At 63.4% G+C, this 25,966-nt stretch carries 20 protein-coding genes; 12 read left to right on the forward strand and 8 right to left on the reverse strand.

Going from position 1 to position 25,966, the window contains the following annotated elements; all coding sequences use genetic code 11:
* Positions 1–4 precede the first annotated feature (4 nt).
* The 8 genes from ACP5E6_RS02675 (at position 5) to ACP5E6_RS02710 (ending at position 9,372) form a co-directional block, all read left to right on the forward strand.
* Positions 5–907, forward strand: coding sequence for a branched-chain amino acid ABC transporter permease (locus ACP5E6_RS02675; protein ID WP_427951304.1), 903 nt, complete (start codon positions 5–7; stop codon positions 905–907).
* Positions 907–1,824, forward strand: a complete 918-nt coding sequence (locus ACP5E6_RS02680) for a branched-chain amino acid ABC transporter permease (protein ID WP_427951307.1) — start codon at positions 907–909, stop codon at positions 1,822–1,824. The genes ACP5E6_RS02675 and ACP5E6_RS02680 overlap by 1 nt, the downstream gene beginning before the upstream one ends.
* Positions 1,821–2,600, forward strand: coding sequence for an ABC transporter ATP-binding protein (locus ACP5E6_RS02685; RefSeq protein ID WP_427951310.1), 780 nt, complete (start codon positions 1,821–1,823; stop codon positions 2,598–2,600). The genes ACP5E6_RS02680 and ACP5E6_RS02685 overlap by 4 nt, the downstream gene beginning before the upstream one ends.
* Positions 2,597–3,313, forward strand: a complete 717-nt coding sequence (locus ACP5E6_RS02690) for an ABC transporter ATP-binding protein (RefSeq protein ID WP_427951313.1) — start codon at positions 2,597–2,599, stop codon at positions 3,311–3,313. Before ACP5E6_RS02685 ends, ACP5E6_RS02690 begins: the two co-directional genes overlap by 4 nt.
* Before the next feature lie 244 nt (positions 3,314–3,557).
* Positions 3,558–4,148, forward strand: a complete 591-nt coding sequence (locus ACP5E6_RS02695) for a DedA family protein (protein WP_427951316.1) — start codon at positions 3,558–3,560, stop codon at positions 4,146–4,148.
* Complete coding sequence (locus ACP5E6_RS02700; protein WP_427951319.1) at positions 4,148–5,257, forward strand: D-alanine--D-alanine ligase; 1,110 nt, start codon at positions 4,148–4,150, stop codon at positions 5,255–5,257. Before ACP5E6_RS02695 ends, ACP5E6_RS02700 begins: the two co-directional genes overlap by 1 nt.
* 6 nt (positions 5,258–5,263) lie before the next feature.
* Positions 5,264–7,075: a sulfotransferase gene (locus tag ACP5E6_RS02705; RefSeq protein ID WP_427951322.1), complete on the forward strand. Its 1,812-nt coding sequence runs from the start codon at positions 5,264–5,266 to the stop codon at positions 7,073–7,075.
* Between the two features lie 350 nt (positions 7,076–7,425).
* Complete coding sequence (locus tag ACP5E6_RS02710) at positions 7,426–9,372, forward strand: NF038122 family metalloprotease (protein WP_427951324.1); 1,947 nt, start codon at positions 7,426–7,428, stop codon at positions 9,370–9,372.
* A gap of 137 nt (positions 9,373–9,509) precedes the next feature.
* Here ACP5E6_RS02710 and ACP5E6_RS02715 read toward each other — a convergent pair whose 3' ends face one another.
* From ACP5E6_RS02715 to ACP5E6_RS02735, 5 genes are read right to left on the reverse strand one after another with little or no spacing between them, the layout of a single operon-like run.
* Positions 9,510–11,048 carry a class I SAM-dependent methyltransferase gene (locus tag ACP5E6_RS02715; protein ID WP_427951326.1) on the reverse strand — a complete coding sequence of 513 codons (1,539 nt, stop codon included), beginning with the start codon at positions 11,046–11,048 and terminating at the stop codon, positions 9,510–9,512.
* Positions 11,045–12,109 carry a type VI secretion system baseplate subunit TssG gene (tssG, locus tag ACP5E6_RS02720; protein ID WP_427951329.1) on the reverse strand — a complete coding sequence of 355 codons (1,065 nt, stop codon included), beginning with the start codon at positions 12,107–12,109 and terminating at the stop codon, positions 11,045–11,047. The genes ACP5E6_RS02715 and tssG overlap by 4 nt, the downstream gene beginning before the upstream one ends.
* Entirely contained in the window at positions 12,106–13,923 is a 1,818-nt protein-coding gene (gene tssF, locus ACP5E6_RS02725) for a type VI secretion system baseplate subunit TssF (protein WP_427951331.1), read from the reverse strand. Before tssF ends, tssG begins: the two co-directional genes overlap by 4 nt.
* On the reverse strand, positions 13,916–14,434 hold the full coding sequence (tssE, locus tag ACP5E6_RS02730; RefSeq protein WP_427951334.1) for a type VI secretion system baseplate subunit TssE: 519 nt from the start codon (positions 14,432–14,434) through the stop codon (positions 13,916–13,918). The genes tssF and tssE overlap by 8 nt, the downstream gene beginning before the upstream one ends.
* Positions 14,431–15,246: a type VI secretion system accessory protein TagJ gene (locus ACP5E6_RS02735; protein ID WP_427951337.1), complete on the reverse strand. Its 816-nt coding sequence runs from the start codon at positions 15,244–15,246 to the stop codon at positions 14,431–14,433. Before ACP5E6_RS02735 ends, tssE begins: the two co-directional genes overlap by 4 nt.
* Positions 15,247–15,475: 229 nt before the next feature.
* Here ACP5E6_RS02735 and tssB point away from each other — a divergent pair, with 229 nt between their 5' ends.
* From tssB to ACP5E6_RS02755, 4 genes are all read left to right on the forward strand, one after another.
* A complete protein-coding gene (gene tssB, locus ACP5E6_RS02740; protein ID WP_427951340.1) occupies positions 15,476–15,988 on the forward strand; it encodes a type VI secretion system contractile sheath small subunit in 513 nt (170 codons plus the stop codon).
* Positions 15,989–15,990: 2 nt separating this feature from the next.
* Positions 15,991–17,484, forward strand: coding sequence for a type VI secretion system contractile sheath large subunit (gene tssC, locus ACP5E6_RS02745; RefSeq protein ID WP_427951343.1), 1,494 nt, complete (start codon positions 15,991–15,993; stop codon positions 17,482–17,484).
* Positions 17,485–17,498: 14 nt separating this feature from the next.
* Positions 17,499–18,989 (forward strand): type VI secretion system contractile sheath large subunit, encoded by a 1,491-nt coding sequence (gene tssC, locus ACP5E6_RS02750; protein WP_427951346.1) that lies wholly within the window; start codon positions 17,499–17,501, stop codon positions 18,987–18,989.
* A gap of 62 nt (positions 18,990–19,051) precedes the next feature.
* Positions 19,052–19,879 (forward strand): patatin-like phospholipase family protein, encoded by an 828-nt coding sequence (locus ACP5E6_RS02755; protein WP_427951349.1) that lies wholly within the window; start codon positions 19,052–19,054, stop codon positions 19,877–19,879.
* Here ACP5E6_RS02755 and ACP5E6_RS02760 read toward each other — a convergent pair.
* The 3 genes from ACP5E6_RS02760 to ACP5E6_RS02770 are packed head-to-tail and all read right to left on the reverse strand — an operon-like array spanning position 19,851 to position 25,919.
* Positions 19,851–20,099, reverse strand: coding sequence for a hypothetical protein (locus ACP5E6_RS02760; RefSeq protein WP_427951352.1), 249 nt, complete (start codon positions 20,097–20,099; stop codon positions 19,851–19,853). The two genes, ACP5E6_RS02755 and ACP5E6_RS02760, sit on opposite strands and share 29 nt — an antisense overlap.
* Before the next feature lie 22 nt (positions 20,100–20,121).
* Positions 20,122–24,072 carry a translocation/assembly module TamB domain-containing protein gene (locus tag ACP5E6_RS02765; protein ID WP_427951355.1) on the reverse strand — a complete coding sequence of 1,317 codons (3,951 nt, stop codon included), beginning with the start codon at positions 24,070–24,072 and terminating at the stop codon, positions 20,122–20,124.
* Positions 24,072–25,919 (reverse strand): autotransporter assembly complex protein TamA, encoded by a 1,848-nt coding sequence (locus ACP5E6_RS02770; protein WP_427951358.1) that lies wholly within the window; start codon positions 25,917–25,919, stop codon positions 24,072–24,074. The genes ACP5E6_RS02765 and ACP5E6_RS02770 overlap by 1 nt, the downstream gene beginning before the upstream one ends.
* Positions 25,920–25,966: the final 47 nt, after the last annotated feature.

Raw genomic sequence — 25,966 nt, forward strand, 5'->3', positions numbered from 1 at the left:
CGACATGGGGGTTTTCATCCAGCAGATGGTCAACGGCCTGACGGTCGGCGGGATCTATGCGTTGATCGCGCTGGGATACACCATGGTCTACGGGGTGATGCGGCTGATCAACTTCGCCCATGGTGATCTCTGTATTCTCGGCGCGTTCGTCGGGCTGAGCATTCTGACCGGTGCGGCGGGTGGTGGGCACCCCGGGGCGGCGCTGCTGTTGCTTGCCTTCGTGGTTTCGATCGTCGTGATCGCGGTGGCCGGCGTCGTTCTGGAACGCATCGCCTATCGGCCGTTGCGCAAGGCGGATCGGCTGGCCGCCGTGGTTTCGGCACTCGGCGCGTCGCTGATGATCGAGAACGGGATCATGCTGGTATGGGGACCACAGGTGCATGTGTTTCCCTCGAACCTGCTGCCGGCGACAACCTGGCATTTCGCGGGGGCGACGATCAGCTTCATTCAGGTGATGATCATTCTCGCGTCGCTGGTGCTGATGGCGGCACTTTATAGCTTTGTGAACCACACGCGGTTCGGCACCGCGATCCGGGCTGCGGCGATCGATCAGGATGCGGCGCGGCTGATGGGGATCAATGTCAACCGGGTGATCACCAGCGTGTTCATCATCGGGCCTGGACTCGGGGCGATCGGCGGATTGTTCATCGGCATCTATTACCGCGAGGCATATTTCACCATGGGGTGGACCTATGGGCTATATGCGTTCATCGCCGCGATTCTCGGCGGGATCGGTAATATTCCGGGAGCGATGCTGGGTGGGGTGCTGCTTGGTTTGTTCAACGCCTTCGCCGCCGGGTATGTATCGAGCTCCTGGCAGGACGCGATCACCTTCGGGCTGCTGATCGTGATCCTGCTGGTGCGGCCGACCGGGCTGCTCGGCGAGCGCGTGGCGGAAAAAGTCTGATGCGCGGGTTCGGGCTGGGCGCCTTGATCTGGGCGGCGGGGCTGGCGCTGCCGTTGGCGCTCGACAGTTCGTGGGTGTCGATCGCGGCGTTTTTCGCGATCTACGCGATCACGGCACTTTCGGAGGATGTGATCCTGGGGCGGGCCGGCATGTTCGACATGGGACATGCCGTGTATTTCGGGATTGGCGCGTATGTCACGGCGATCCTGAACACCACGCTGAACGTGCCGATCCTGCTGACCCTGCCGCTGGCGATGCTGCTCGCCGCGGCAGCCGGAGCGCTGCTATCGGCGCCGCTGATCCGGCTGCGGGGTGATTATCTTCTGGTCGCGACAATCGGGTTCAATGCGATTTTCGTCCTCGCGATGCAGAACGACCCCGGCGGCATCACCGGCGGGTCGGACGGGATCACCGGGATCGGGGTGCCGTCGCTGTTCGGGCTGCAACTGGAAAGCCAGAGCGCGATGTTCTGGCTCGACTGGGTGGCGCTGGGGGCGGTGCTGCTGGTGATGCGCAACCTCGATCGCTGCGAGTTCGGCCGGGCGCTGCGCTATCTCAAGCAGGACGAGCTGGCCGCCGGGACACTTGGGGTCGATGCGCGCAAGGTGAAAACACTGGCCTTCGCGCTCGGTGCGGCGCTGGCCGGGCTGGCCGGGACGCTGTTCGCGGTGCAGCTTTCGACGGTCAGCCCGTCATCCTTCGTGTTCACTGAATCGGTGACGTTATTCGCGATCGTGATCGTCGGTGGCCAGGGCTCGATCCCGGGTGTGCTGCTGGGTACCGCGCTGATGTTCGTGGTGCCGCAAATTTTTCGAGGGCTCGCGGAATATCGGTATTTCGTGTTCGGCATCGCGATGGTCGCGGTGATGGTGCTTCGCCCGCAGGGGCTGCTGCCACGCCGCCGGGTGGTGACGTGACCGCGCTGCTCGAACTCCAGGGCATCGGCATCAGCTTCGGCGGGTTGCGCGCGGTGGATGATCTGAGTTTCACCGTGAACCAGGGGCAGATCGTCGGGCTGATCGGGCCGAACGGGGCAGGCAAGACCACCGTGTTCAACATGATCACCGGGGTGTACCGGCCGAAATCGGGCCGGGTGCTGTGGCAGGGCAGCGAGATTACCGGGGCCAAGCCGGCGCGGATTGCCGCTTTGGGGCTGCGGCGGACGTTTCAGACGATCCGGCTGTTTGCCGATATGAGCGTGTTCGAGAACGTGCGGGCGGGGTGTCATCTGGCCGCCCGGCAGCATTGGTGGGAGGGGCTGCTCGCTCTGCCGGCGCAACGGCGCGAGGAGGCCGAGCTTGCCGCGCGGACCCATGAGATTCTGCGCCGGCTCGACCTCGACCGTGTGGCCGACGCGCCGGCGACCTCCCTGCCCTACGGGGTGCAGCGCCGCGTCGAACTCGCGCGCACGCTGGCCGGGCAGCCGAAGCTGATCATTCTCGATGAACCGGCCGCCGGGTTGAACGATGCTGAGTCGGCGGCGCTGAACGAGACGATCTTCATGATTCGCGATTCGGGCGTAACCATCTTGCTGGTCGAGCATGACATGAACGTGGTGATGCAGGTGAGCGACCACATCGTGGTGATCAATTTCGGTCGCAAGATCGCGGAGGGTAATGCCGCGATGATCCGCAGCGATCCGGCAGTGATCGAGGCCTATCTCGGGTGCGATGACAACGAGGACGCCGCGTGAGCCTGCTGGTGATCGAGGATCTGCGGGTCGCCTATGGGCAGATCGAGGCGCTGAAAGGGGTTTCGCTCACGGTTCAGGCGGGTGAAGTCGTCGCGATTCTGGGGGCGAACGGTGCGGGCAAGACCACGTTAATGCGCGCGATTTCCGGATTGCTGCCAAGGTCCGGCGGGCGGATCACCTTCGAGGGAACAGATATTACCCGCACCTCGGCGGACCGGATCGTGCGGCTGGGGATTGCACAATCGCCGGAAGGTCGCCGCGTGTTCGGCACCCTCACCGTCGCGGAGAACCTGAAACTCGGCGGCTTCACCCGCCCGCCGCGCGAAATCCCGGCCAGCATCGAGGCGATCTACGCCATGTTTCCCCGCCTCGCCGAGCGACGCAGCCAATTCGCCGGCACGCTATCGGGCGGCGAACAGCAGATGCTCGCGATCGGTCGCGCCCTGGTCGCTAAACCGAAGCTCCTCCTGCTCGACGAACCGAGTCTTGGTCTCGCGCCAATCATCATTCAGAATATTTTTCGGAGCCTGCGCGGCATCGCCGATACCGGCGTCACCATCCTGATCGTCGAACAGAACGCCCGCGCCGCGCTCAAACTGGCTGATCGCGGCTACGTGCTCGAGGTCGGCCGCATCATCCACCAAGACAGCGCCGCCGCCCTCCTGGCCTCCGGCCAGATGCGGGAAGCCTATCTCGGTCGCACCATATCCTGATCGTGTTATCGTCTTTGCCATCCATATATCCAACACCGGAATCACGCCTTGCCTCCCTTGGCGGCTCACCTCGCCCTGGTCAGGCAAAATTGCCATTCAGCGCGGCGTCCCGATCATCGGAGCCAGTTCTGATCGTTCCCCGGCTGTGGAAATCACCTCCCTGCCGACGCGTTCCCGCACCGGTTTCGGACACCGTGCGGAAGTGGATTGGTAAATGACGCGGGTTCGCTTATGTGATGAAGGTATGTGGTTAACCGATTTCAGCACCCTCCTCGCCTCCGCCGCCGGCAGTCCGCCACTGGAGATCACGACCATCGTACTCGGCACCTTCATTCTGGAAGATGCCGCGACCTTACTCGCCGCCATGCAGGTGGCCGCCGGGGCGGTGTCGTTGCCGCTGGCTCTCGGCTCGCTATACGCTGGCATCGTATTGGGCGACCTTGGCTTATATGGGTTGGGTCGCCTCTCCGGCACGGTGCAATGGGCGCATGCCCTGGTGCCGAAGCGCCGGCGGGACATCGGGCGCGACTGGGTTAGCCAGCGCGTGATCCCATTGGTTCTGGTCAGTCGATTTGTGCCGGGATTACGGCTGCCGACCTATACAACCTGCGGCTTTCTCAAGGCTCCATTCTTCACCTTTGCCGCCGCCGCGATCCTGGCGACCCTGGCCTGGACCAGCCTGCTGTTCTATTTCAGTCTCAAACTCGGAACGCTGATGCTGCAATACCTCGGTCCCTATCGCTGGGCCGGGCTTGCCGTGTTCGTTGTTATTCTCCTCGTGATCGGCCGCGTGGCTGCCCATTGGCAGGCAGATCGGGCTGGAAAGGATTTTTGATGAGCAATATCACGCCTGCCTCGCGGCTCGATGCCGTTGCCACGCGCGGCGCCAAGGCAAGGCCGGTGTCATTTTTCGAATTCTGGCCCGGTTTCGTGTTCTACGCACCGGTCGTGCTGTTCTGGATCTGGCAGGCGCTGCGCTATCGCAGCCTCACGCTCCCGGCGCTGACTAATCCGCGCATCGAGGCCGGCGGTATCTGCGGTGAGTCGAAAAACGACATCCTCGACCTTGCCGGAGCCGAGGCGCGCCGATGGATCGCACCCTACGTTGGGATCACCACCCAGGCCCATCCAGCCGGTGATCTGGCAATGGCCGAGGCGGCGATGGCTGAAATCGGACTCTCCTATCCCGTGGTCGCCAAGCCCGATATGAGCTGCAACGGCACCGGTGTGCGGCTGATCGGGAACAGCGCGGCATTGGCCGATTATCTCGCCGCCTTCCCTCGCGCCACCCGCTTGCAATTACAGATGCTCGCAACCGACGAGGGAGAAGCTGGCATTTTCTACATTCGCGAACCGGGCCAGAACCATGGCACGATCACCTCGGTCACGCTGAAATATGCCCCCGTGGTCGTGGGTGATGGCCGGGCCCGTATTCGTGACCTGATCGCGGCCGATGAGCGGTTGAACGCCGTGTCAACCCTGCTGCTGGAAAAACTAGGCGTCGGAGCCGCGCGGGTGCCGGCTGCGGGAGAGCGGGTGCGGCTGGTGTTTGTCGGCAACCATTGCCGTGGCTCGACGTTCAAAAATGGCAGTCACTTGATCACACCGGCCCTCTCGGCCCGGATCGATGCGATCGCGCGCGATATTCCGGAGTTCCATTTCGGTCGATTCGACCTTCGCTACGCCTCGACACAGGAACTGCGACGCGGCGAAGGCTTCACCATCATCGAGGTCAACGGTGCCGGATCGGAAGCGACTCATATCTGGGACCCCGAAACCAACATCCTCGAAGCCTATCGTACTCAATTTTTCCACTACGGCGCGGCATTCCGGATCGGTGCGATGATGCGTGCGCGCGGCGCGAAGCGCTACGGTGCCTGGCGCCTGTATCGGGCCTGGCAGCATCAGAAGGCGCTGATGGCGCTGTATCCCAGCAACGACTGAGAGCGCGTGGATCCAACGCCCTGCCCTTGCGGATCAGGATTGCGCCGGCTGCGCTGCTGCGCGCTTGATCTGGCCAGCCTCAGCCCGCCCGAAGCCACGGCACCGCTGAAACCGCTGCTCGAACAGGCGGAAGCCGCGCTGATCGAGAAAGATATTCCCCGCGCCGAAGCTGCCCTACGCGCGCTTCTCGAACTCGCGCCGGGGCGTGAAGAGGCGCTCTTCGCCCTGCATCGGCTGCTGCGCCAGCAAGGCAAGATCGGTGCCGCCGAAGCACTGCTCCGCCGGATGGTGGCGATAAACCCGAACAACTTCGCCGCAACCAACGAACTCACCCTGATGCTTCTCGCCCGCGGCGCGCTCGCCGAGGCAGAGACCCACGCGCGCAACGCAATCCGCATCGCGCCCCGCAGCGCACAGGCTCATAATCTGATGGGTCTGGTGATGACCGAGGCCAACCGCGCCCTGATCGGAGAATATCACTATCGCGAAGTCCTGCGCCTGCTCGACCGTGACGATGCCGTCACACTGGCCAATCTGGCGTGGAACCTCAAAACGCAGGGACGAATCGAGGAAGCGCGCGGTCTCTATGCGAAGTCGCTCCAGATCAACCCGAATGTCCTGCAATCCGTCCTCGGCTGGGCCCGCACCGAGGAAGCCGACCGTAAATTCCCCCGCGCGCTCGAATTGGTCGAACAAGCCGAAGCCCTCGCGCCTGACAACCCCGCGGTCGCCCTCACCCGCGCAACCGTTCTGGCCCGCCAGGGCGAAACCGAAACCGCCCTCGCCCGTCTCTCCCGCCTCAGCGAAGGCAGTGCGCTCGGCCCGGCCGAACTCTCCGAACAAGGTCGCCTGCTCGACCGCCTCGGCCGCTATCCCGAAGCCTTCGCTGCCTATGAGGCCGGCAAATCCCGCGCCCTCGAACTCGGCGCCCGCCGCTACCTCGAAGACACGGCGCGCGACATGGTGTCCCGTTTGCGAGGATTCTTCACCGAGCGCCGCCTTGCCACGCTGCCACGCGCCAGCACCCGAGCCGACACGCCGCAGCCCATCTTCATCGTCGGCTTTCCCCGCTCCGGCACCACGCTGATCGAACAGACCCTCTCGGTCCACAAGCGCATCGCCGCCGGCGACGAACTCCCCTTCATCAACGATGCCACGCATCTGGTACAACGCCTGTTTGCCAGCCCGCTGACCTACCCGGATGCACTCTGCGAACTCTGGATGGGCGATCAGCGCGAAGGCCTCGACCTCCTGCGCGACCATTATCTCGCCCGCGTCCGCCAGGCCGGCATCCTGCGCGAAGGCGCCGCCTGGTTCACCGACAAAATGCCGCTGAACGAAACCCACATCGGCCTGATCCATCTGATGTTTCCGCAGGCACCGATCATCCATCTGCTCCGTCACCCGCTCGATGTCGTGCTATCGGTCTATTCCAACCACCTCACCCACGGCCTGTTTTGCGCCGCCGAATTACAGACCACCGCGCAGCACTACGCCCTGATCGCCGATCTGATCGTCCACTACCGCGAAAATATTCCGGCACTGCACTACCGCGCAATCCGCTATGAAGACGTCGTCGACCATCAGGAACGGGAAATCCGCAATCTTCTTGCCTTCATCGGTGAGGATTTCGATCCGGCCTGCCTGCAATTCGAAAAGAACCAGCGCTACGCCCGAACCGCGAGCTATGCTCAGGTCACCGAAAAACTCTATGACCGCTCACGCTATCGCTATCGTCATTATCGAGAGCAACTCAAGCCGGTAATGCCGATTCTGGCCCCGATCATCGAACGTCTTGGTTACACAATTGATGATTGATGATGCGTGATGATTGACCATGCGGCATAGCCGGACCGGTGGTTAGCCCCATCATCCCGAAAGCGATCACGTAAGCGTGATATGCGTCAAATCCTCTTATTTCTTTACATTTTGTGTCTCATTTCGTTACTCTTGTTACATGTTCACTTCATATAAATTTTCAAAATCGGGAGTCCTTGATGGACAATGAATTGACTGATGGCATTCAGCTTCACACGTCTTTCATCGCCCTGGCCGAACCAAAATCTCAGAACAGTCTAAAACATACCTTAAATTCAACAATTTCGCTTGATCAATCAGCGTCATCAGCCTCGCTGGGAAGCGACTCCTTTGGATTGTCACAGCCTGGGATGATCACCCCCGGAATGTTTCTCGAGGGTGTTGGCCGTAGCGGCATGATCAGCAACCCATCAGATCTGCACGAGGCGCATAAATTGTCGGCGACCGTCGCCGATGAACTCAAATCCTCCGCCTTCACGCCGTTCAGCGAATTCAAATCGACCGATCCGGTCGGCAGCAGCGCCGCGATTGCGACGGGCAGCGCCGGTTCCGTCGCTGCCCTGGCGGCAAGCGATGCGTCAAATGTCGGCCATCACATGACCATCGTGGTTCAGGACGCACCGGGAGTCACCCTGAGCGCCGCCGCCCAGAACGCCTTGAATTACGCCGCGCAGTATCTCGGCGCGCTCATCACCGATCCGGTGGCCGTCACCATCCAGGCCAACATCGCCAATTTGAACAGTGTCAGCCAAACCGGCATTCTCGCTTACGGTTCACCGGAAGCCTATTACGTGCCGTATTTCATCGCCGAGGGCGAGGTTGCCAAGCACGACCCGTCGCTCGCCCCTTACTTGCCGAAAACCAATACCGCCGCCGGCGGTGTCGCCGCCGTGGTCTCGAAAGCCGAATTGCAGGCCTGGGGTCTGCCGACCCAGGGATACTACTCAATCGGCGGTTCAATCGTGATCAACACGGCCTATCAGAGCCTGTTCAACTACAGCACCAACAACGTGCTGCAAGCCGCCAACACCAATTCGCTCGATTTCGTCGGCCTCGCTCTGCATGAGCTCTCGCACGCGCTCGGTCGTGTCCGGTTCGATCAGGTCACCGCGGCCGCCGGTCGCTACGCGGGTGATCCGCTGGCCGGCCCGATGGATCTCTCGGCCTTCACCTCACCCGGCACCCTGCAGCACAGCGCCACCCACGGCGTCGGCCCAATCCCCTATTTCTCGACCGATGGTGGCAAAACCCCGATCGTCTATGCCGCGACCCAAACCCGCACCGACTGGAATAACTACATGCAGAACGGCGCGTTCCTGCATGATGCCTGGTCGGGCTATCTGTTCCCCGGCCTCGCGACCATGTCGGCCACCGACCTGACCTTGCTCAACGCGATCGGGTTCGACATTGCCTGCTTTACGCCCGGCACCCGCATTCTTACCACGAAGGGCGATGTCGAGGTTGAAGCCCTGACCGAAGGTGATGAAGTCATTCTGCACGACGGTGGTACCGCGCCGATCATCTGGATCGGCACGCGCCGCCTTGATCTGAAATCCCACAAACGTCCCGATACGGTCCAGCCGGTGCTGATCGAAGCCGGTGCGCTCGCACCCGGCATGCCGAGCCGCGATCTTCTGGTCTCGCCCGATCACGCGCTCTATCTCGATGGCCATCTGATCCCGGCCAAGGCGCTGATCAACGGTCGTACCGTTCGGCTGTCACCTCGCGACTCGATCACGTATTATCATATCGAGCTTCCAAACCACGCCGTGCTCTATGCCGAAGGAACACCGGCGGAATCCTATCTCGAAACCGGTAATCGCGGCGCATTCGAGAACGGTGGAGTCCCTGTGCAACTGCACCCCGATTTTGCCCAGAATCGTCGCGAAACCGAGGGGTGTGCGCCATTTGCTGAAACCGGCCCCATCGTCGAGGCTGTGCGGGCGCGGATTTTGACCCGTGCCCTCATCTCAACCACAACCGATGCCGCCGTGCAGGTAATTGCCGTTGAAGGCGGCGCGATCATCGAAAGTCGGGCCGCAATCCCCGGCTACATCACCGCCGATCCGAAGGACCGCCGTCGCCTGGGCATAAAAATCGCGGCGCTTCACGTCGACGGACGCAGCATCCCGCTCGATCATCCCGAACTGACCATAGGTTGGCACGATGCCGAACCGGACGGTCGTTGGACAACCGGCCGTGCCCTGGTGCCCGCCAGTCTGCTGCAGGGCGGCACACTTGATGTCACCATCGGCGCCACCCTCGCCTATGCCGCAACGACCCGACGAGCGGCGTAACCGAACCGGCCGGGGTCATACCCCGGCCGTTATCCTTGAGTATTATGCTTTCAGCGTAACGCTCTAACTCTATGTGTTTTAGAACGTTTTCATGCGATTATGCTGCCTCTGCCGCGTCAACTTAATCGCATAACGCGTTAGCAGACGATTCCAAGCCGGTTGAGCATCGGCGCCTGCTGCTCAAAAAATGTGCTGAAGACCGAAACAATCTGCGCGATCGTGGCCTCATCCCCGCCCGGCGCCACGAGATTCGCCCAGGCGGCAAAATTTGTTCCATCGGGTTGCGGCAACGCCTGGCCGCTCGTCGCCTCGCTCAACCAATCATGTTGGCGCAGCACCGCGAAGGCCGCCAGCCCCGGCAGCGAGTAGCCGCCGCCGAGTGCTGGAACCGCGAGAGTCACTCGTTGCATCACATTACTGGCGTGCATTTTTTCCGCGAACATCGCCGCGTTGAGTCGCACACAGGCCGGGTCCATGATCGCCGTCGCATCGGCGATCGGCAACGCCTGACCGGTGCCGATCAGCATGGCAAGCAGTTCGGCCGGGTTATCCACCGCTGCTGCGGATGATGTCCGCCGCGCCCGTGCCAGCAGATCAGCCACCGTCGCCGGTCCGTTGGCCAAACGCTCAAACGCAGGCTGATACAAGCCCTCACTCATCGACGCGCGCCCGGTCGGCGCATCGAATTCAAGTTGCCGCCGGGCATAAGGAACCGACAGACCGAGGCTGATCGCACCGAGGGCGGCATCCCGCCGCGCCGCATCGAGCCTGACGGCACCGCGAATGAACACATCGTGGCGTAAGGGCTGGTTACCGGTCACGTCCTTCAGCAATTCCACCATCGCAGGATCTTCGAACTCGGTGGCGATGGCGCGGGCCGTGTCATCGAGGGTGAGCGATGGAAAATTTTCCAGCAACCGCGGTGAACCGACGTAGTGCAGTTTAGCGCCCGCCATCGCCGTCGCGACGTCCTGATGAAAACATGGTGCCCAGGCCGCGTTCATGAACTCATGCGCCAGGTAGGACGCCGGCTGCTCGGCACAATGTTCAATCAGTCGCCGCGCCATCGGGTCGATCGCGGCGCCCCCGGCATCCATCAGCCGGCGGATCACCGCAAAACCCCGCTCGGCCTGACGATCGGCGCGATGCGCAAGACGTATGCCGGCCTCGCGCATCAGTCGCTGCAACCCGATCATGCCCCGCCAAGCCGGCAGCACGTTGTAGCTGACATGACAATACCCGCCGGGCTTCAGCTTGTCAGCGAGCAGCCGGACAACCCCCTGGCGCACTGGTTCGCCGACCCAGGTCCAAAGGCCGTGCAGACTGGCGGCATCGAAATCGGCCAGATCAGCGCCGCTGAACCGGGTGAAATCGGCCTCGATGAAGCGGCAGTTGGTCAACCCGGCACATTCCGCGAGGTTACGCGCGACCGCGATATGTGCCGGGTTGAAATCAAGTCCGGTAACGGCCCAGCCGGGGTTCGCGGCTGCCAGCACCAGGGCGGTGAAACCCTTCCCGCAGCCGATATCAACAAAATGAAAATCCTGCGTCCGGCTCGGCACGTGTGCGGCATAACCATTCACCAACGCGGTAATCGCCATCAGCCGTGGTGATTGCTCGGCATAATAACCGGGCGCGTAGGCAATATCGGTCACGTATCCCGCACCCCAGCTCACGCGGCCCTCGGCATCGGCAACGCTTCGATCGTGCCGGCGTTGAACAGGGCCTGATCCGCCCGCGCCCGGCCTGAGAGACCTGGATTGGCAACCGGCAGCCAGCCGGTCCACGACAGCCGAGGCGCCGTCGTACCGCCCAGCCGCAGCGGTGGAATATCCTCGGGGTCCAGAATCAGGTTCACCGCAAAATCGACCTCCATCCCAACATAGGCTCGCACCAGCGAAACCAGATGATGCAGCCGGGTCCGATCAGGCAACAAGGCCTCGAACTCGACATGCGACAGCGGCCCGATACGAATCAAAAACCGTGCCTGTTGATCGAACGCCCGTGCCCCGGCCGCGCAATCGAGTCCAAGCCGGTTGAACTGGCCGGGCATCCGCCCGCGCGGCATCCGACTCTGGCTGCCGGCATCCAGACGCAACCAGCCCCCGGCGAATTCCTCGATTTCGATCGTGCGTTCCAGCCAGTCGGACAGCAGCGCCCGCAGCCGCTCCGCCGAACGGGGTCGGCTTGCGAAGAAGCCCGCATAATGCTGGATCGGATCGGCCCCTACTGCCAACCGGTCGATCAGATGGCGCGTGTTGAACCCTGCCAGCGCCAACAGGATCTGTCCCGCCGGATCGGTTGCGATCCCTGACTCCCCGGAACCGGTTCGCCGCGCGATCTCGGCAGCCAGATGCGGGTGATATTTCGTCCCCGCCTCGGCAAACCCGGCCACCAAACGCTGCGCCAGCATCGTGAAAAAATCCGCCATCGCCGGTGACCGCGCCCGACTCGCCTGTGCCACCAACTCTGTGTACCAGCGGGGCAGCGGGCTCGACACACCAACCAGCCCGATCAACCGGCTCGCCAGACGCGCGCGCTCGGCAACCGGGGCAACCGCCGGCGCCACCACATGATCGACCTCCGCCGCCGGATGCGCCAAACTATTCGGCGCACTGAAACCGATCGCCTCCCCCACGTCCCGCTGGCCTGAGGCCAACCACAGCAAGCGCACCGCCGCCCCGAACCGGAACCGGGCCGGCCTGCGGATCAGACGTGCCAGCGGCCCTTCGTTCATAACAGCGAGCGATGTCCAGCGCGTGGCGGAAATCGCATCGCGGGATCAACCCGTCCGCGCAATCGCAGCGTCGTGCGCACGAAGGAATTGATCGTCCCATGGAGGGCCAGAAACCGCTCCAGCACCGCACCGAGCAGAAACAAGCCATTTTCCTGATACGGCTTCGGATCGAATTCCAACGTCACGTCGAGCCCGCGGCAGAAACTACCCAACCGTGCGCCGGGAACCCGCGCCGTGCCGGGTTTGGCCGAAACACCGATCAACGCCTCGATCGCCGCGCGCGTCTCCGCCGTCTCGGCGCGATCATACAGTCGCAGCACGTCCCGCAGCGCCGCCGCCCCCTCGGCCCCACCAACGACCGACAAATGTCCAAGCGACAGATGCGAGATCAAGCGCCACGCTCCCCGCTCAGCCAGACGTGGCCGCAACGTCGGCCCCGGCGGTGTCAGGCACGCCACGCGCGCGACGCCGTCATGCGGGGAAATCGGCGTCAGATAGGGGTGGCCGCCGCCAAACGGCAGAGATGCCGGCAAATCCCGGTTGGTGCAGAGCGCATCGACCGACAGGACGGTATCCGCCGATGCCAGCGGGTCGAAATCGGGCGCGAACGGCGCCAGAAACATCTCGGTGCCGCCGAGCGCCACCGTCGCCGGTCGTCGGGCCTCGATGAAATATCCGCCCGGGGTCTCCCCGCCGTCGTGGCCAGCCCGATAGAATGGCTGCCATGGTCGCACTGTTCCGGCCCGATCGGTCTCGTGCACCCCGGTAAGGCCCCAGATTTCCATGCCGGTCGCGCGCCGTGCATCCGGCACCACGCGATAGTCGGTCTCGGTCTGATCAAGACGGATCGGTTCGCAATGCTGCGCGAACACATTCACCATCGGCGTACAGCCCAACGCCAGATGCTCGGCATTCACGGCCCTTTCCAACTCGATCGCCGATCGATCAAAATAGATGAAAATTTCAAGATGATTGCCGGCAAGCGCCAACGTCTTGCGATCCAATCCGTCAATATCGAGAAACATGAATTTTTCAGGAAACGCGAAATATTCGGCCAATAGCCGAAACCCGGTAAAGCCACGCGATGGCCAGGGCAGCAACGCCTCATCCTCGCCGAACCCGACCGGGATCACCGCCTCGCGCGGCAGCAGAACCGGATTGGCGTCACCAGGACCAACCGCCAGCGCCACGCCCAGCGTATGCGCCGCCAGCAACTCATAGAGATGCGGCGCGATCGCCTGACCACCGCGTAGATAAAACCGCACGCGATCAACGCCGAGGCGCGCAAAACTCATCTCCGGCGCCACGGTCCCCAGTACGATCCGCAATACCGATGCCGCGCCCGGCGCCAGGGGATTAACCGGGGCCACGAACGGCTGCCCCGCCAGCCTCACCTGCTCGATCCGGATCGGCCATAACGATACCGGATACGCGGTCTGAAACCGGCACGCCTGGCCGCGTACCCGCTCGGTCTCCACCGCAAACCCCGCCGCGAGCCGCACATGCGCCTGCAGATCCGGCTTGCTCTCGAATTGCGCGATCGCGCAGGCCGGAATCGGCGCCAGAAACCCCGGATACAACGCGCCCAGCAGCGCATCGGTCAGTTCGGGAAATTCATCATCGAGCCGCTTGTGAACCCGCGCCGAGAGAAAGGCGACGCCATCGAGCAACCGCGCCACATGCGGGTCATCGACCGCATCGGGCGAGAGACGCAACCGCCCGGCGATTTTCGGATGAGTATCGGCAAATTCGGCGGCAAGCTTGCGGATCGCCAGCAATTCACGATTAAAATAGGGCAGCAGGCCGTCAGACAAACCGCTCGCCCCTCACTTCGATCTCCGCCGATGTCGCATCAACGATGGTGTTGAAACTGATCGGCTCCGGTGCCGGCTCGGCGTGCAACAACCCGTCGATCCGGAGATGCAGCGTGGGGTCGAGCGGGTTTTCAGCCTTCAACAACACGACCGAGACCCGCGCGAACCGCGGCTCGAACTGCTTGATCGTCCGCTCCACCTCGGCCCGGAACGCTTCCCGCGCCCCCGGATCGGCCATGCCGCCCGAAGTGTAATCAGGTAATCCGTAACCTGCCACCGAGCCAGGCAATTCGGTCAGCTTCGCCGGAAGCGACCGCCAGCGGCGCTTGGCATTGAGCAAGGCCTCCAAATCCCGCCGCACCGCGCGGCGCAACACGGTCAACGCCTCACCCGGCGACAGCGGTCGATCCCGATCACGGTCGGGCGCATCATCGAACAGGCGATCCAACGGCGAAAGCTGCACCCGCGCCCCGGCATCGCGCACGCGGTCGTTGAACGGGGTTTGGCTCATTGGGCAAAGACGAGCCGACCAAGCTCCATGATCGGAACCGCCGCATCGCCGACCAGGAACTCTCTCTGCCCGATCCCCGTCACCACCCCGCCCCGATCCTGCCAGTCGGTCGCCCGGCCCAGCCGATAGGCCGCGGCCAGACCGTCATCCGACGACGCATAGGTCACCGGGATATAGACATCGCCATCCGGTCCCGCCTCAACCGCAAGACTAGCCCGCCGCCAGATCAGATCACGCGGACGGGTCGGAGGATGGAACGTGATCTCGGTCACACGCGAAATCGGCACCCAGAAGTATTTCCCGGTGGTGGTCAATATTTCCAGCACACCGGCAGTGAGATCGCTTGCATCACGGAAATCCGTGAAGGCGACGCCATCCGCCTCTCCCGCCCGCGTGGCGCGCGCCGCCTCGGCCGCTTCGGCTTCCCTCAGCGCGGCCGCGTCATCACCCGCGCGCAGCGCAACCAGCGCCGCCAGCAGCGCTCGTTCGACCACCCCCGGTTCTCCCAGAAACTCCGGCACCCGCCCGTCACGATACAATTGGCGCCGCGCCATCTCGCCACGCAGCAACTGGCGAAACTCCGCCACCACCAGCGCGGCAGCGGGATCCAACTGGCCGGCGGCATCGAGCAAAACATCCGCACGCTCGAAATTGCCCGCAAACACCAGCATCTCCACGAGCAGGACCCGTGCGGCGATATCGGTGGGTTTGGCCTTGACCATTGCCGTCGCCGCCGTCACCGCCTCGTCGAGTCGACCGGCGCGAAACGCATCACCGACTTTGAGCGGGGCATTGGACTGGTCGCTCGACATCGTTCACTCTCCCGACACGCGGTTAATTAACATAATAGTATTGAAACGCGGGAGTCCACGCAATGGCGCATGACAATTCAAACCGACAACCGAAGAGTTTGTTTACGATCGGCGTCGGACCCGCTAACATCATTTCAATTCGGGCCACACGAACAAAATACGGGTTGTGGTTGACCTTGGCCAAGACTGCACCTTACGATAATTCACCGATTTTTTGGGGATCCGGACAATGAGCGGCAGCATCCATGAAAAACTCAATCGCGTGCGCAAACCGCGCGTTCACATCACCTACGAGGTCGAAACCGAAGGTGCCCAGGTCGTTCGTGAGCTTCCCTTCGTCATGGGCGTCATGGGTGATTTTTCCGGCGATCCGACCCAGCCGCTGAAACCGCTGGCAGAGCGCAAATTCATCCAGATCGATCGCGACAATTTCAACGACGTGATGGCCCGCATGACCCCCGGGCTGAAGCTGAAGGTCGACAACAAACTCGCCGATGACGGCAGCCAGATGGCGGTCGATCTGAAATTCAACAGCATCGAGGATTTCGACCCCGAACGCGTGGTCGATCAGGTGCCCGCGCTCAAGGCCCTGCTGGAAACCCGCAACAAGCTGCGCGACCTCATGAGCAAGGCCGATCGGTCCGAGCAACTCGAATCCCTGCTCGAACAGGTCCTGCAGAACGATAGCGAGCTCAAAGCCCTGTCCGGCGAACTCGGCCTGTCCGACGGCAAGGAGGGCTGAACATGTCCGGCATCAAATCAGACGCTGCCGCCACCGCGGCCGTAACCGAGACCGAAACCACCAGCCTGCTCGATCAGGTAGTGGGCGCCACCAAGCAGACCGAGCCCGACCGCGCGCAGGATCTGGTGAAAACACTGGTGCAGGAGGCGCTCTCCGGCACCGTCACCTTCGATAAAAACCTCACCCGCACAATCGACCGCGCGATCGCCGCGATCGATCGCCGCCTTTCGACGCAACTCAACGAGATCATGCACAACCCGCGCTTTCTGCAACTCGAAGGCAGCTGGCGCGGCCTGCATCACCTGATCATGAACTCGGAAACCGGCACTTCGCTCAAAATCAAAGTGGTCAACATGACCAAGCGCGAGCTCAACCGCGACCTGACCAAGGCGGTCGAGTTCGACCAGAGCCAATTGTTCAAGAAAATCTACGAAAACGAATTCGGCACCCCTGGCGGCGAACCCTACGGCGCCCTGATCGGCGACTATGAATGGACCAGCCACCCCGACGATATCGAAAGCCTGCGCCTGATCTCCAATGTCGCCGCAGCCGCCTTCGCGCCCTTCATCTCCGCCGCCGGCGCCGGCATGTTCGGCTTTTCGGATTGGACCGAATTATCCAAACCGCGCGACCTCGCCAAAATTTTTGAAACCGCCGAATATGCCAAATGGCGCGGCTTTCGCGATACCGAGGATGCCCGCTTCGTCTCCCTCGTGATGCCCCGAACCCTCGCCCGTGTGCCGTATGGCGCAAGCACGGCGCCGGTCGAGAGTTTCAATTACGAGGAAGCCCCGTTCAATGCCGCCGGCGCCGCACAAGCGATGGGTCATCACGACTATTGCTGGATGAACGCCGCCTACATGATGGGCGAGCGCCTCACCGCCAGCTTCGCCGCGTCAGGCTTCTGCGTCGCAATCCGTGGTGCCGAAGGGGGAGGCAAGGTCGATAACCTGCCGTTCCACGTCTTCCAATCCGACGATGGCGATATGGACGCAAAATGCCCGACCGAGATCGGCATCACCGACCGCCGCGAATTCGAACTCTCCAACCTCGGGTTCCTGCCGCTCTGCCACTATAAAAATACCGATTACGCGGTGTTCTTCGGTGCCCAGTCGGCCCAGAAAGCCAAAAAATACGACCGGCCGGAAGCCACCGCCAACGCCGCCATCTCAGCGCGGCTGCCCTATATCATGGCATCGAGCCGTTTTGCCCATTTCCTCAAAGTCATGGCCCGTGACAAAATCGGCTCCTTCATGGAAGCCAAGGATTGTGAAACCTGGCTGAACCGCTGGATCGCCAATTATGTCAACGGCAATCCCGACGCCGGGCAAGATATGAAGGCCAAATATCCACTGCGCGAGGCCAAGGTCGAGGTCAAGGAAATTCCCGGCAAACCCGGCTCCTATAATGCCATCGCCTATCTGCGCCCCTGGCTGCAAATGGAAGAACTGACCACCTCGATGCGCATGGTCGCCAGTATTCCGAAAAAGAGCTGATCCCATCGGCCACCATGCTGCGTGACAATGTCCTGGCCGGTCGCTACTTCGGCGACCGGCATCAGGTCGAAGCCGGCGACCTCGCCCGCTTCCTCACGGCCTCTGCCGCCATCGCCCTCACCCTCTGGTTCGGCGGCGATACCGTCGGCATCCTGCGCGACAAACGGCGTCTGATGGCAATGATCGACCACGACATCGCCATGATCGACACCATGCTCGCCGCCGCGACCGATGCGATTTTGCACCATCCGCGCGTTGTCCGGCTCGAAGGCGCCTGGCGCGGATTATTCTGGCTCGCCGGCCGCATCGAAACCGGCGGCCCGGTCAAGCTGCGCATCCTCCAGGCCGCCTGGCCCGAAATCTGCCGCGATCTCGAACGCGCATCCGAATTCGACCAGAGCCAGTTGTTCCGCCGCATCTACGAGGACGAATTCGGCAGCCCCGGCGGCGAACCCTTCGGGCTTCTGGTGATGGATTACGACATTCGTCACCGCCCCGGCCCCGGCGCGCCAACCGATGACGTCTCCGCCATCGCCGGTCTCTCGGCGATCGCCGCCGCCGCATTTTCACCGATGATCTTCGGTGCCGCCGCCGCGTTATTCGGTGTCGATCGCATGGAGGAGCTTGCCGGCGTCGCCAATCCGGCCGCGGTGTTCTCGGGGCCGGAACACCAGCGCTTCCGCAACCTCGGTAATCGTGACGACATGCGCTTCATCGGCCTCGCCCTGCCCCGCCTGCGCGCCCGCCCGGGCTGGGACGAACAGCCGGAGGCGAATCGCGGCTTCCGCTATCGCGAAACCATCGCCACCGATGACGATATCGTCTGGTTCGCCGCCGGCTACGCCATCGCCGCCAATGTCGCCCGCGCCATGGCGACCTACGATTGGCCAGCCGATATGCGCGGCTACATCCAGGATTGGCCGGGTAGCGGCCTGATCACCATCGGCACCGCCCCCCGGTTCTCGACCGATTCCGCCGAAGGCCAGGACCGCTTCGAATCCGAAATCGCCCTCACCGACGGTCAGGAACGCGCCCTGGTCGATGCCGGGCTGATGGCGCTGTCATCGCTCGGATTCGGCGGCCAAACGGTTCTGGGCGCCGCCCGCAGCATGCAGACGCCGCGCCGCCACACCGGACCGCGTGGTGAAGCGGCCGACGCCAACGCCCGGCTATCGGCGCAGTTCAACACCATGATCTGCGTTGCGCGCTTCGCCCATTTCATCAAGGTGATGGGGCGCGACATGACCGGCGCCTTCCGCACCGCCAGCGAAATCGAGCGTGAACTGACCACCTGGCTGCGCCGCTACGCCAACGCCAACAAGGATGCCGGTCCCGAAATGCGCGCCCGTTTCCCGCTGCTCGATGCCCGCGTCGAAGTGCGCGAACTCGCCGCGAAGCCAGGTTCGTTTGGCTGCACCATGCACCTGCAACCGCATTATCAGCTCGACGACATCAGCGCCTCCTTCCGTTTGATTACCGAGCTGTCGGCGCCGGGAACCTCATGATCCCCCGCTCGGGATCATCTTGTGATTGCCCACCCCCGGTCGCTCCATGGTAGATTTCGGGCATGAAAACACAATCGATCGGCGTTGCATTATCAGGATCTGGTCTGCTGCTGGGGGCGCATATCGGCGCCCTGCAGGCGGTGAGCCAAGCGGGATTGACCGTTACCGAGATCGCCGGCACCAGCGGTGGCGCGATCATCGCGGCGGCGTATGCCGCCGGATTATCGCTCGCCGCACTGGAGCAACTCTATCTCGAAGCGGATTTCAAAACCCTGCTGCCGCTGAACTGGTACGCCGTCGCCGCGGTGCGGCTGCTGCTGACCAAGGGGCTGATCAGCCCCGCACCCTTCGAAACCTGGCTGCATACCAATCTGGGTGACATCACGCTCGGTCAGACCAAACTGCCCTGCACCATCGTCGCGTCCAATCTGACCACCGAAGCCGCGGAAATCTGGACGAGTGCGACCACGCCGACCATGCCGCTCTGGCAGGCGGCGCAGGCCTCATCGGCCTTTCCGCTGGTGTTTCCGCCGGTCCGGCTGGGTAACGCCTGGCTGCAGGATGGTGGCCTGTTCAATGATATTCCGATCGATCTGCTCACCCAACCCTCGCGCCTCGGCGTGGTGGTCGGCGGCAAACCAACGCCGATGGTCGGCGCGCCGAGCGTGATCGGCTTGCTGATGCGTGACATCGAAACGCTGTTTCTCGCCAATTCCGCCCATGTGGTCGATGCTGTGGCAAAACCCGGCACGGCTTTGGCCTATGTCGAGGGCATCGATGTGCCGATCTTCGATACCTCGATCACCGTCGCGATTCGCCGGAAGCTGATCGCCGCGGGGTTTCAGGCCGCCGGCGCCGCGCTCAAGACGCTGAACGGACCGCTTGCATAAACCGCGCGCGCTCAGCCGGGGTATCCAGCGGAAAGCGCTCCCAGGCCGCACTACGCCGCAGATCACCGAACAGCCCCGCCGGATCTTCATGAAAATGGAGGAAGGCCCGGGATTTCCGATAGAATACGCCCGGCTTGCGCTCGACCAGTACTGCGATCACGCGCAACTCTCCGAGCAGATCGGCCAGTTGGTTCAGCGTGGCGGGCGATGCGTGTTTCACCCGGCACGATTAGCATGAGCCCTCAGTAGTTGAACTGATATTTCAGCCCGATGCTCTGGCTATTATCCGTCCCGGCGCCGGTGCCGATTTTGGTGTCGAGCTTCAGCCCCTTGTACAAATTGATCTCGACTTTGGCGCTCGACCCCTGCCCGCTCGCGGATTGGCTGGCACCGACATACACACCAGGCGCAACATAGCGCCCGGCGTTGACACTCGGCGCGCCGCTGCCGTTGGAGCCACCGCCCAGCGAAAGCTCATCGAGTCCCAGCGCCTTGCGCACGCTGCCGAGCGGCCCATCTGCGCCGCCGCCACCAACGCCCGCCAGCTGCGCCAAAGAGGCGGCGAGCGATACCGCCTGGAACGCCGACAGGCTCTGCGTTCCGGTACCATAGAGCAAATGCGCCAGCACCTCGTCGGACGGCAGGGTCGGGTTGCTCGACAGGGTAATTTTCGGCGCCGTCGGCGTACCAGTTACCGCCAGGGTCGAAACCGTACCATCCGACGAGCTGTTGCTCGCCTGCAAATCGATCGTCGGCATCAACCCGTTGCCGTTGAAATCGATCGTGCCTTTGGTAAATTTCAAATTCTTGCCGCCGAGCGTGAAATAGCCCCGGATCAACGACAGCCCACCGGAGGGAATCGGATGCGCGGCGGTGCCGGCGAAATGGAGCGAACCACCAAGATTGGCGAAAATGCCATCCCCGCGAATGAATACCTGATTTTTTGCAACCACGTTCAGATCGAGCCCGATCGGCGGCGGTGGCGGCGGCGGTGGTGGCACTGCAACGCCGGGGCGGATGATGTGCAGCTTGACAACCGATGGCGGCAAACCCTTGGGGATCTGGATATTGGCACGATCGATATCGATCGTGCCGCCGATCGTCATGGATTGTCTCACCGCGCCGGTGATCGAAACCGTGCCGCCGAGCGATTCAGTGATGATGTCGCTCGAAATCGGGCCGGCATTGTTGAACGCCATGCGCAGATCAACCGGCATCGCCGCCCGCAACCCGATCGTGCCGCGCCCGCTGATGGTGCCGTGGCCAGCCCGCGCGGAAAGATGATCGAGCGTGATGGTCTGGCCGGCCGCGGTGACCAACCCGTCGATTTTGGTCAGATCAAGGCCGGAGGTGACGTTTTCGACGCTACCGTCCGCGAGGCTGATCCTGCCGCTGGCGCGGGGCGTCGCGAGGGTGCCGCCAACACGCAGATCCGGCGTGATCATGCCGGTGACGCGGGTACCTTGCGCCTCGGTGATCGGGTCGATCAGCCGCAAATCGGTATGACCGGTGATGGCGAGGTCGATCGCGCCGGTTCGGTCAAACGGCACCGTGCCGTCAAGGGTGAGATCCGCGCGGTCACCGAGGGTGAGGCGCACCCGGCCGCGCGCGGAGCGGCCGAGCAATGTTTCGTGCGCCGCAAGATCGGCCGCCGGCAGCGCGGCGGCGGTGCCGTTGAGCAGGCGCATGCCGCGCGCGGTGAGATCGATCGTGCCGCGTGGCGTCTTCGGCGTGCCGGAGAGCTTGGCCTGCGCATCGAGAATGCCACGCGCGGACAGTTTCGGGTCAATGGCATGAACCAGCGCGGCGGACAGGTTGGAAAGGCGCGCGGTGAGCGCCATCGGGCCGGTCATCGACAGCGGCGCCGTACCATCGAGCGTAAGTCGGGCAGTGCCGAGCGTGGCGGCGATGGTGCCGCGCATGGCGTGGCCGAGCAGGGTTTCATTGGCGGTGAAATTGGCGGCGGGCAGACCGGCGCCGGGTCCGGTGACGACGCCGAGATCACGCCCGGTCAGTTCGACAGTACCGGTCGGTGCAACCAAACTGCCGGTGAGATGGGCATGCGCGTCGATCACGCCATGGGCCGCGAGTTTGGGATCGGCGGCGCGAGCGAGCGATGCCGGGAGATTCCGGATCGTGGCCACAAGGTCGAGCGCCGGGCGGAGTCTGCCGTTGGCGGTGATCCGGGCAGTGCCGCCCAGCCCGCCGAGGCCGAGTGCGAGGTGCTGCACCTCCAGCCCAGGTTTGGCGATGATGGTGGCTGGACCCAACAAATTGGCGGTGACCCCGCGCGCGGCGGCGGTGAGCCGCGCCAGATGGAGGATGCGATCCGTGCCATCGACAACACCGCCGAGTGCGAGAGAGGCGGGCTTACCGGCAAGGTCGGTGAACTGCCCCTTTGCCGCCACGGCAAGCGCCGCTTCGGTGCCCGTCGCCGTGATCGTGAAACCGCCGGCCACCTGCGGGGCGCGCAGACCACTGATGGTGGCGCGCGCATCGATCACGGGCGTGGTTTCAATAGGATCGAGACTCGCATCGATGAGCGCCCGGGTCAGACTGATCGAGCGACCTTCCGCGATATTGGCCGCCGTGAGTTTGATCGTGGCGGGCTGGCCAGACGCGTGGGCGAAATCGGCATCGATCGAACCCGCGAGCGCAATATTCAGCAATGCGCCGAAATCCGCCAGTTTGGTGATCGCGATATGCAGATGCCCATCGGGCCATTTCGCGCCGGGGGCGCGGGTCACGGTGCCGTGGCCGCTGAGGGATTTCCAGGTCAACTCATGCAGAGCGACATCGATGGCGCCCGCCGCGCTAAGCGCGAAATCGGCGTTTAGGGCAAGCGGCGCGTGGTCGAGCGAGCCGCTGCCGGTGATGCTGCCCCTGGGTGCTTTGGGCAGACCGGTCATCGCGATCGCGACCTTGAACGGACCGGAGGGGATCGATGTCGTGGTGACAACACCGCTGATGATCGTGCGGAGCGCGAGATCGGTGCGCGGGCCTCTGAGATCAACATGTTCGGTGACATGGCCGGTGAGTTGCGGGTCGATCAGCGCGATATCCGGCTGCGTGAGATCACCGTGCAGGGCGATGGTCTCGGCATCGGCCACGCCCGCGAGCCGCGCGGTGATCGCGGCGGCATGGATCGTAAGATTATGGATGGTCGTGGTGCCGTCATCGAGCGTGATGTCCCCCGCGATACTCGCGCGCCTGCCGACCAGCGTGGGGATGGGTTTCGCGCCGCGGGTGATCTCGAGCGCGTCGTTCAAATGAATATTGGTGGCGCTGCCCGACTTTTTTGCGACCAGATGCAGGATGTTACGACCGCCGAGCTGGCGATGGCCGATCGCGGCATAGGGCGTGATATCCGGGATCGTGAGCGTGACATCGGCACCCGGAGCACGGCGGGAGAGATCGACCATGCCGCCGGCATGGGCATGCAGCGCGCCGAGCGCGGCCGCGAGTCGCAGCGCCGCGTCATGCCGCGGGCCATCGAGATCGAGAGTGACATCGAGCGGTCCGGCGAGAGCTTTGTCGGCGGCGATGCCGGAGAGCGTTTCGATCAAGCCACCCGCCGGCTCATGCAGGGCGATTTTGGCGGCGACGCGACGAGGATCAACGGTGGCATCGATCGTATAATGCCCCGGCTGGTCGAGCGAGATGGCGCGGAGTGCCACGGCCACATGCGTGAACGAGGTCGCGACGGCATGGCCGGCAAGGCTGAGCGCGATCGGGTGCCCGATCACGTCCTTGCCGATCACAATGCGCGCGATCTCCAAATGATCAATGATCGCCGAGCGGATCGGCAGGCTGAAGGACGATTTGGTCTTGGGTTTTTTTGCCGAAGTCCCCGGAAGCCGCGCCAGATCGATCCGCCGTGCCGTCAATTCCCGCACATCGACGGCGCGGCGCAGCAGGGCGAAGGGCGACCAGCGGAGAACCACGCCATCGATGGTGAGATAGCTCCCCTTGGCATCGGCGATGCGAATGCTGCGGGCCGCAATATATTTGGGGAAATGCCCGGCAAGACCAGCGATTTTGACCTCGCCGCCCGTCATTCTGTCGATTTCCCGCACCGCGAACGACCGCCCGGCCCCGGTGTTCAGCGCGATGTCGAGCGCCACCACCGCGATGAGCGGCAGCACGACCACTATCACCCCAACGATGCCGATGATTTTCAGGGTGCGGCGCATCAGAACGCCTGCCCCAGGCCGATATACACCGCGACCGACGCGCCACCGGGCGGGCGGTTGACCGGCACGCCGATATCGACGCGGATCGGGCCGATGCCGGTGTAATAAAGAAACCCGAGCCCGACGCCGACGCGCAGCGTACCGGTGAACGGCGTGCCGGTGGCGGACACCTGCCCGGCATCGATGAACGGCGCGATGCCGAAATGCTGCCCGATGCGCTGGCGGAATTCGGTCTCGATCGCATCGAGCGCAATGCCACCTTCAGGAATCCCGTCAGGAAACAACGGCCCCACCGTCTGATAGGTGAACCCGCGCACCGTACCGGTACCCCCGGCGTAGAAGCGCTGATCGGGCGGGATCTGAAATTGCGTCGCGCCAAAAATCCGCCCGATCAGGCCGCGCAACGCCAGCACCCCCCGGCCGGGTGCCTCGAGATTGATGTAGGTGTCGCCAATCGCCTCGGCGATCACGAACGGATGCGAACCGGCGCCGAGCGAAAGCGTCGGCGTGATATGCAGTGAGAGCTTGACCCCCTTGGTCGGGTTGAGCAGCGAATTGGCGGTATCATAACGCAATATCAACGGGATCTGGCCCAGCCGATAGGTCCGGCTGACCCCCTCCTGATCGACCTTCTCGAACACGAATCCCGCGCCATAGTCGGCCGACAGATGATCGGATAAAATCCGTGTCACTTCGGCGCTGCCAAGTTCGGCGGTGCGGCTATAGGCGGGCAGAAACTCCTTCAACGCCTCGACCGTCGCGGCAATCGATTGGGTCCGGCTGATGAAATCCGGCACCCGATAGACCGCCTTGGCGTTGTAGCCTGGTTCGATAACGTAATTATGCTTGCCAAACGTCGCGGTCTGGGTCGTGCCGGTGCTGCCGATGCCGGTGGCGCCGAGCGAAATCGTCAGATTCTGTGCCTCGCCGAACAAATCGCGATCCATCCAGGATATATCGCCATCAACGCCGAGGTCGGTCGAATAGGCCGCACCGATGCTGACAGCGTGACGCTTCTGTTCATGGACCAGAAACGTCACCGGCACCTGTCCGGGCGGGTTCGGCGCGGCGGCGATATGGCTCGTCACCGAGGAAAACACGCCGAGTCCAAGCAGGCTGTCACGCGCCTGATTCAGAACCGTTTCACTATAGGGCTGACCGGGGCGGAGTTTGACATGGCGGGACATGAACGCGCCATTCATATGCCGCATGCCGGTGAACGTGATGCGGCCGATCACCACGCGCTCACCCATGGTAACGGGGTATTTGATCGCAAGCGTGTGACGCCTTGTATCAGCAATGGCGATCGGCTCGGCGACCCGGGCAAACGCATAGCCGCTGTTACGGAGCCTGGTTTCGAGCTTGGCGGCGGCATCGATCACCGGCGCGGCCCGTGCCGGATCGCCCGGCTTGAGACCAAGCGCGGTCGCGGCGTCCGGATCGGTCAGGCCGGGCGTGTCGATTCTGCTGATGCGATAAAGCGGCCCAGGATCGATCGACACAACGATCAGGGCCGGCGGTGCGGCGGGCGCGCGCCGCAACAGGCGCGGCAGCGCCGGATCATCGAGCGCGTGACCATCGATGGTGATCCGGTCGGTGCCGGAATCATACCCCTGGCTCTCCAGCACGGTGACGAATTTCTTCTGGTCGGCCGCGGCGCGCCCGATCAGCGCAAACGGACCGATTTTCAGTTTATTGCGCAGATTTTCAAGGCTGGATGCCGCCTTGATCGCCGCGTCGAGCGCCGTGTCGCCGCTGGGCCTGAAACTCACCCGATAGGGCTGCGGATCGGCGGCACGGGCGGGCGGCATCGGCCAGAGGGCCAGGAGCGCGGTGGCGCCGATCATGCCGAAATACCGACCCCGCAGAAACAGCCTGCGCCGCGCTTCTCTCC

This window comes from Acidiphilium sp. (assembly GCF_049977125.1).
Lineage (GTDB): Bacteria > Pseudomonadota > Alphaproteobacteria > Acetobacterales > Acetobacteraceae > Acidiphilium.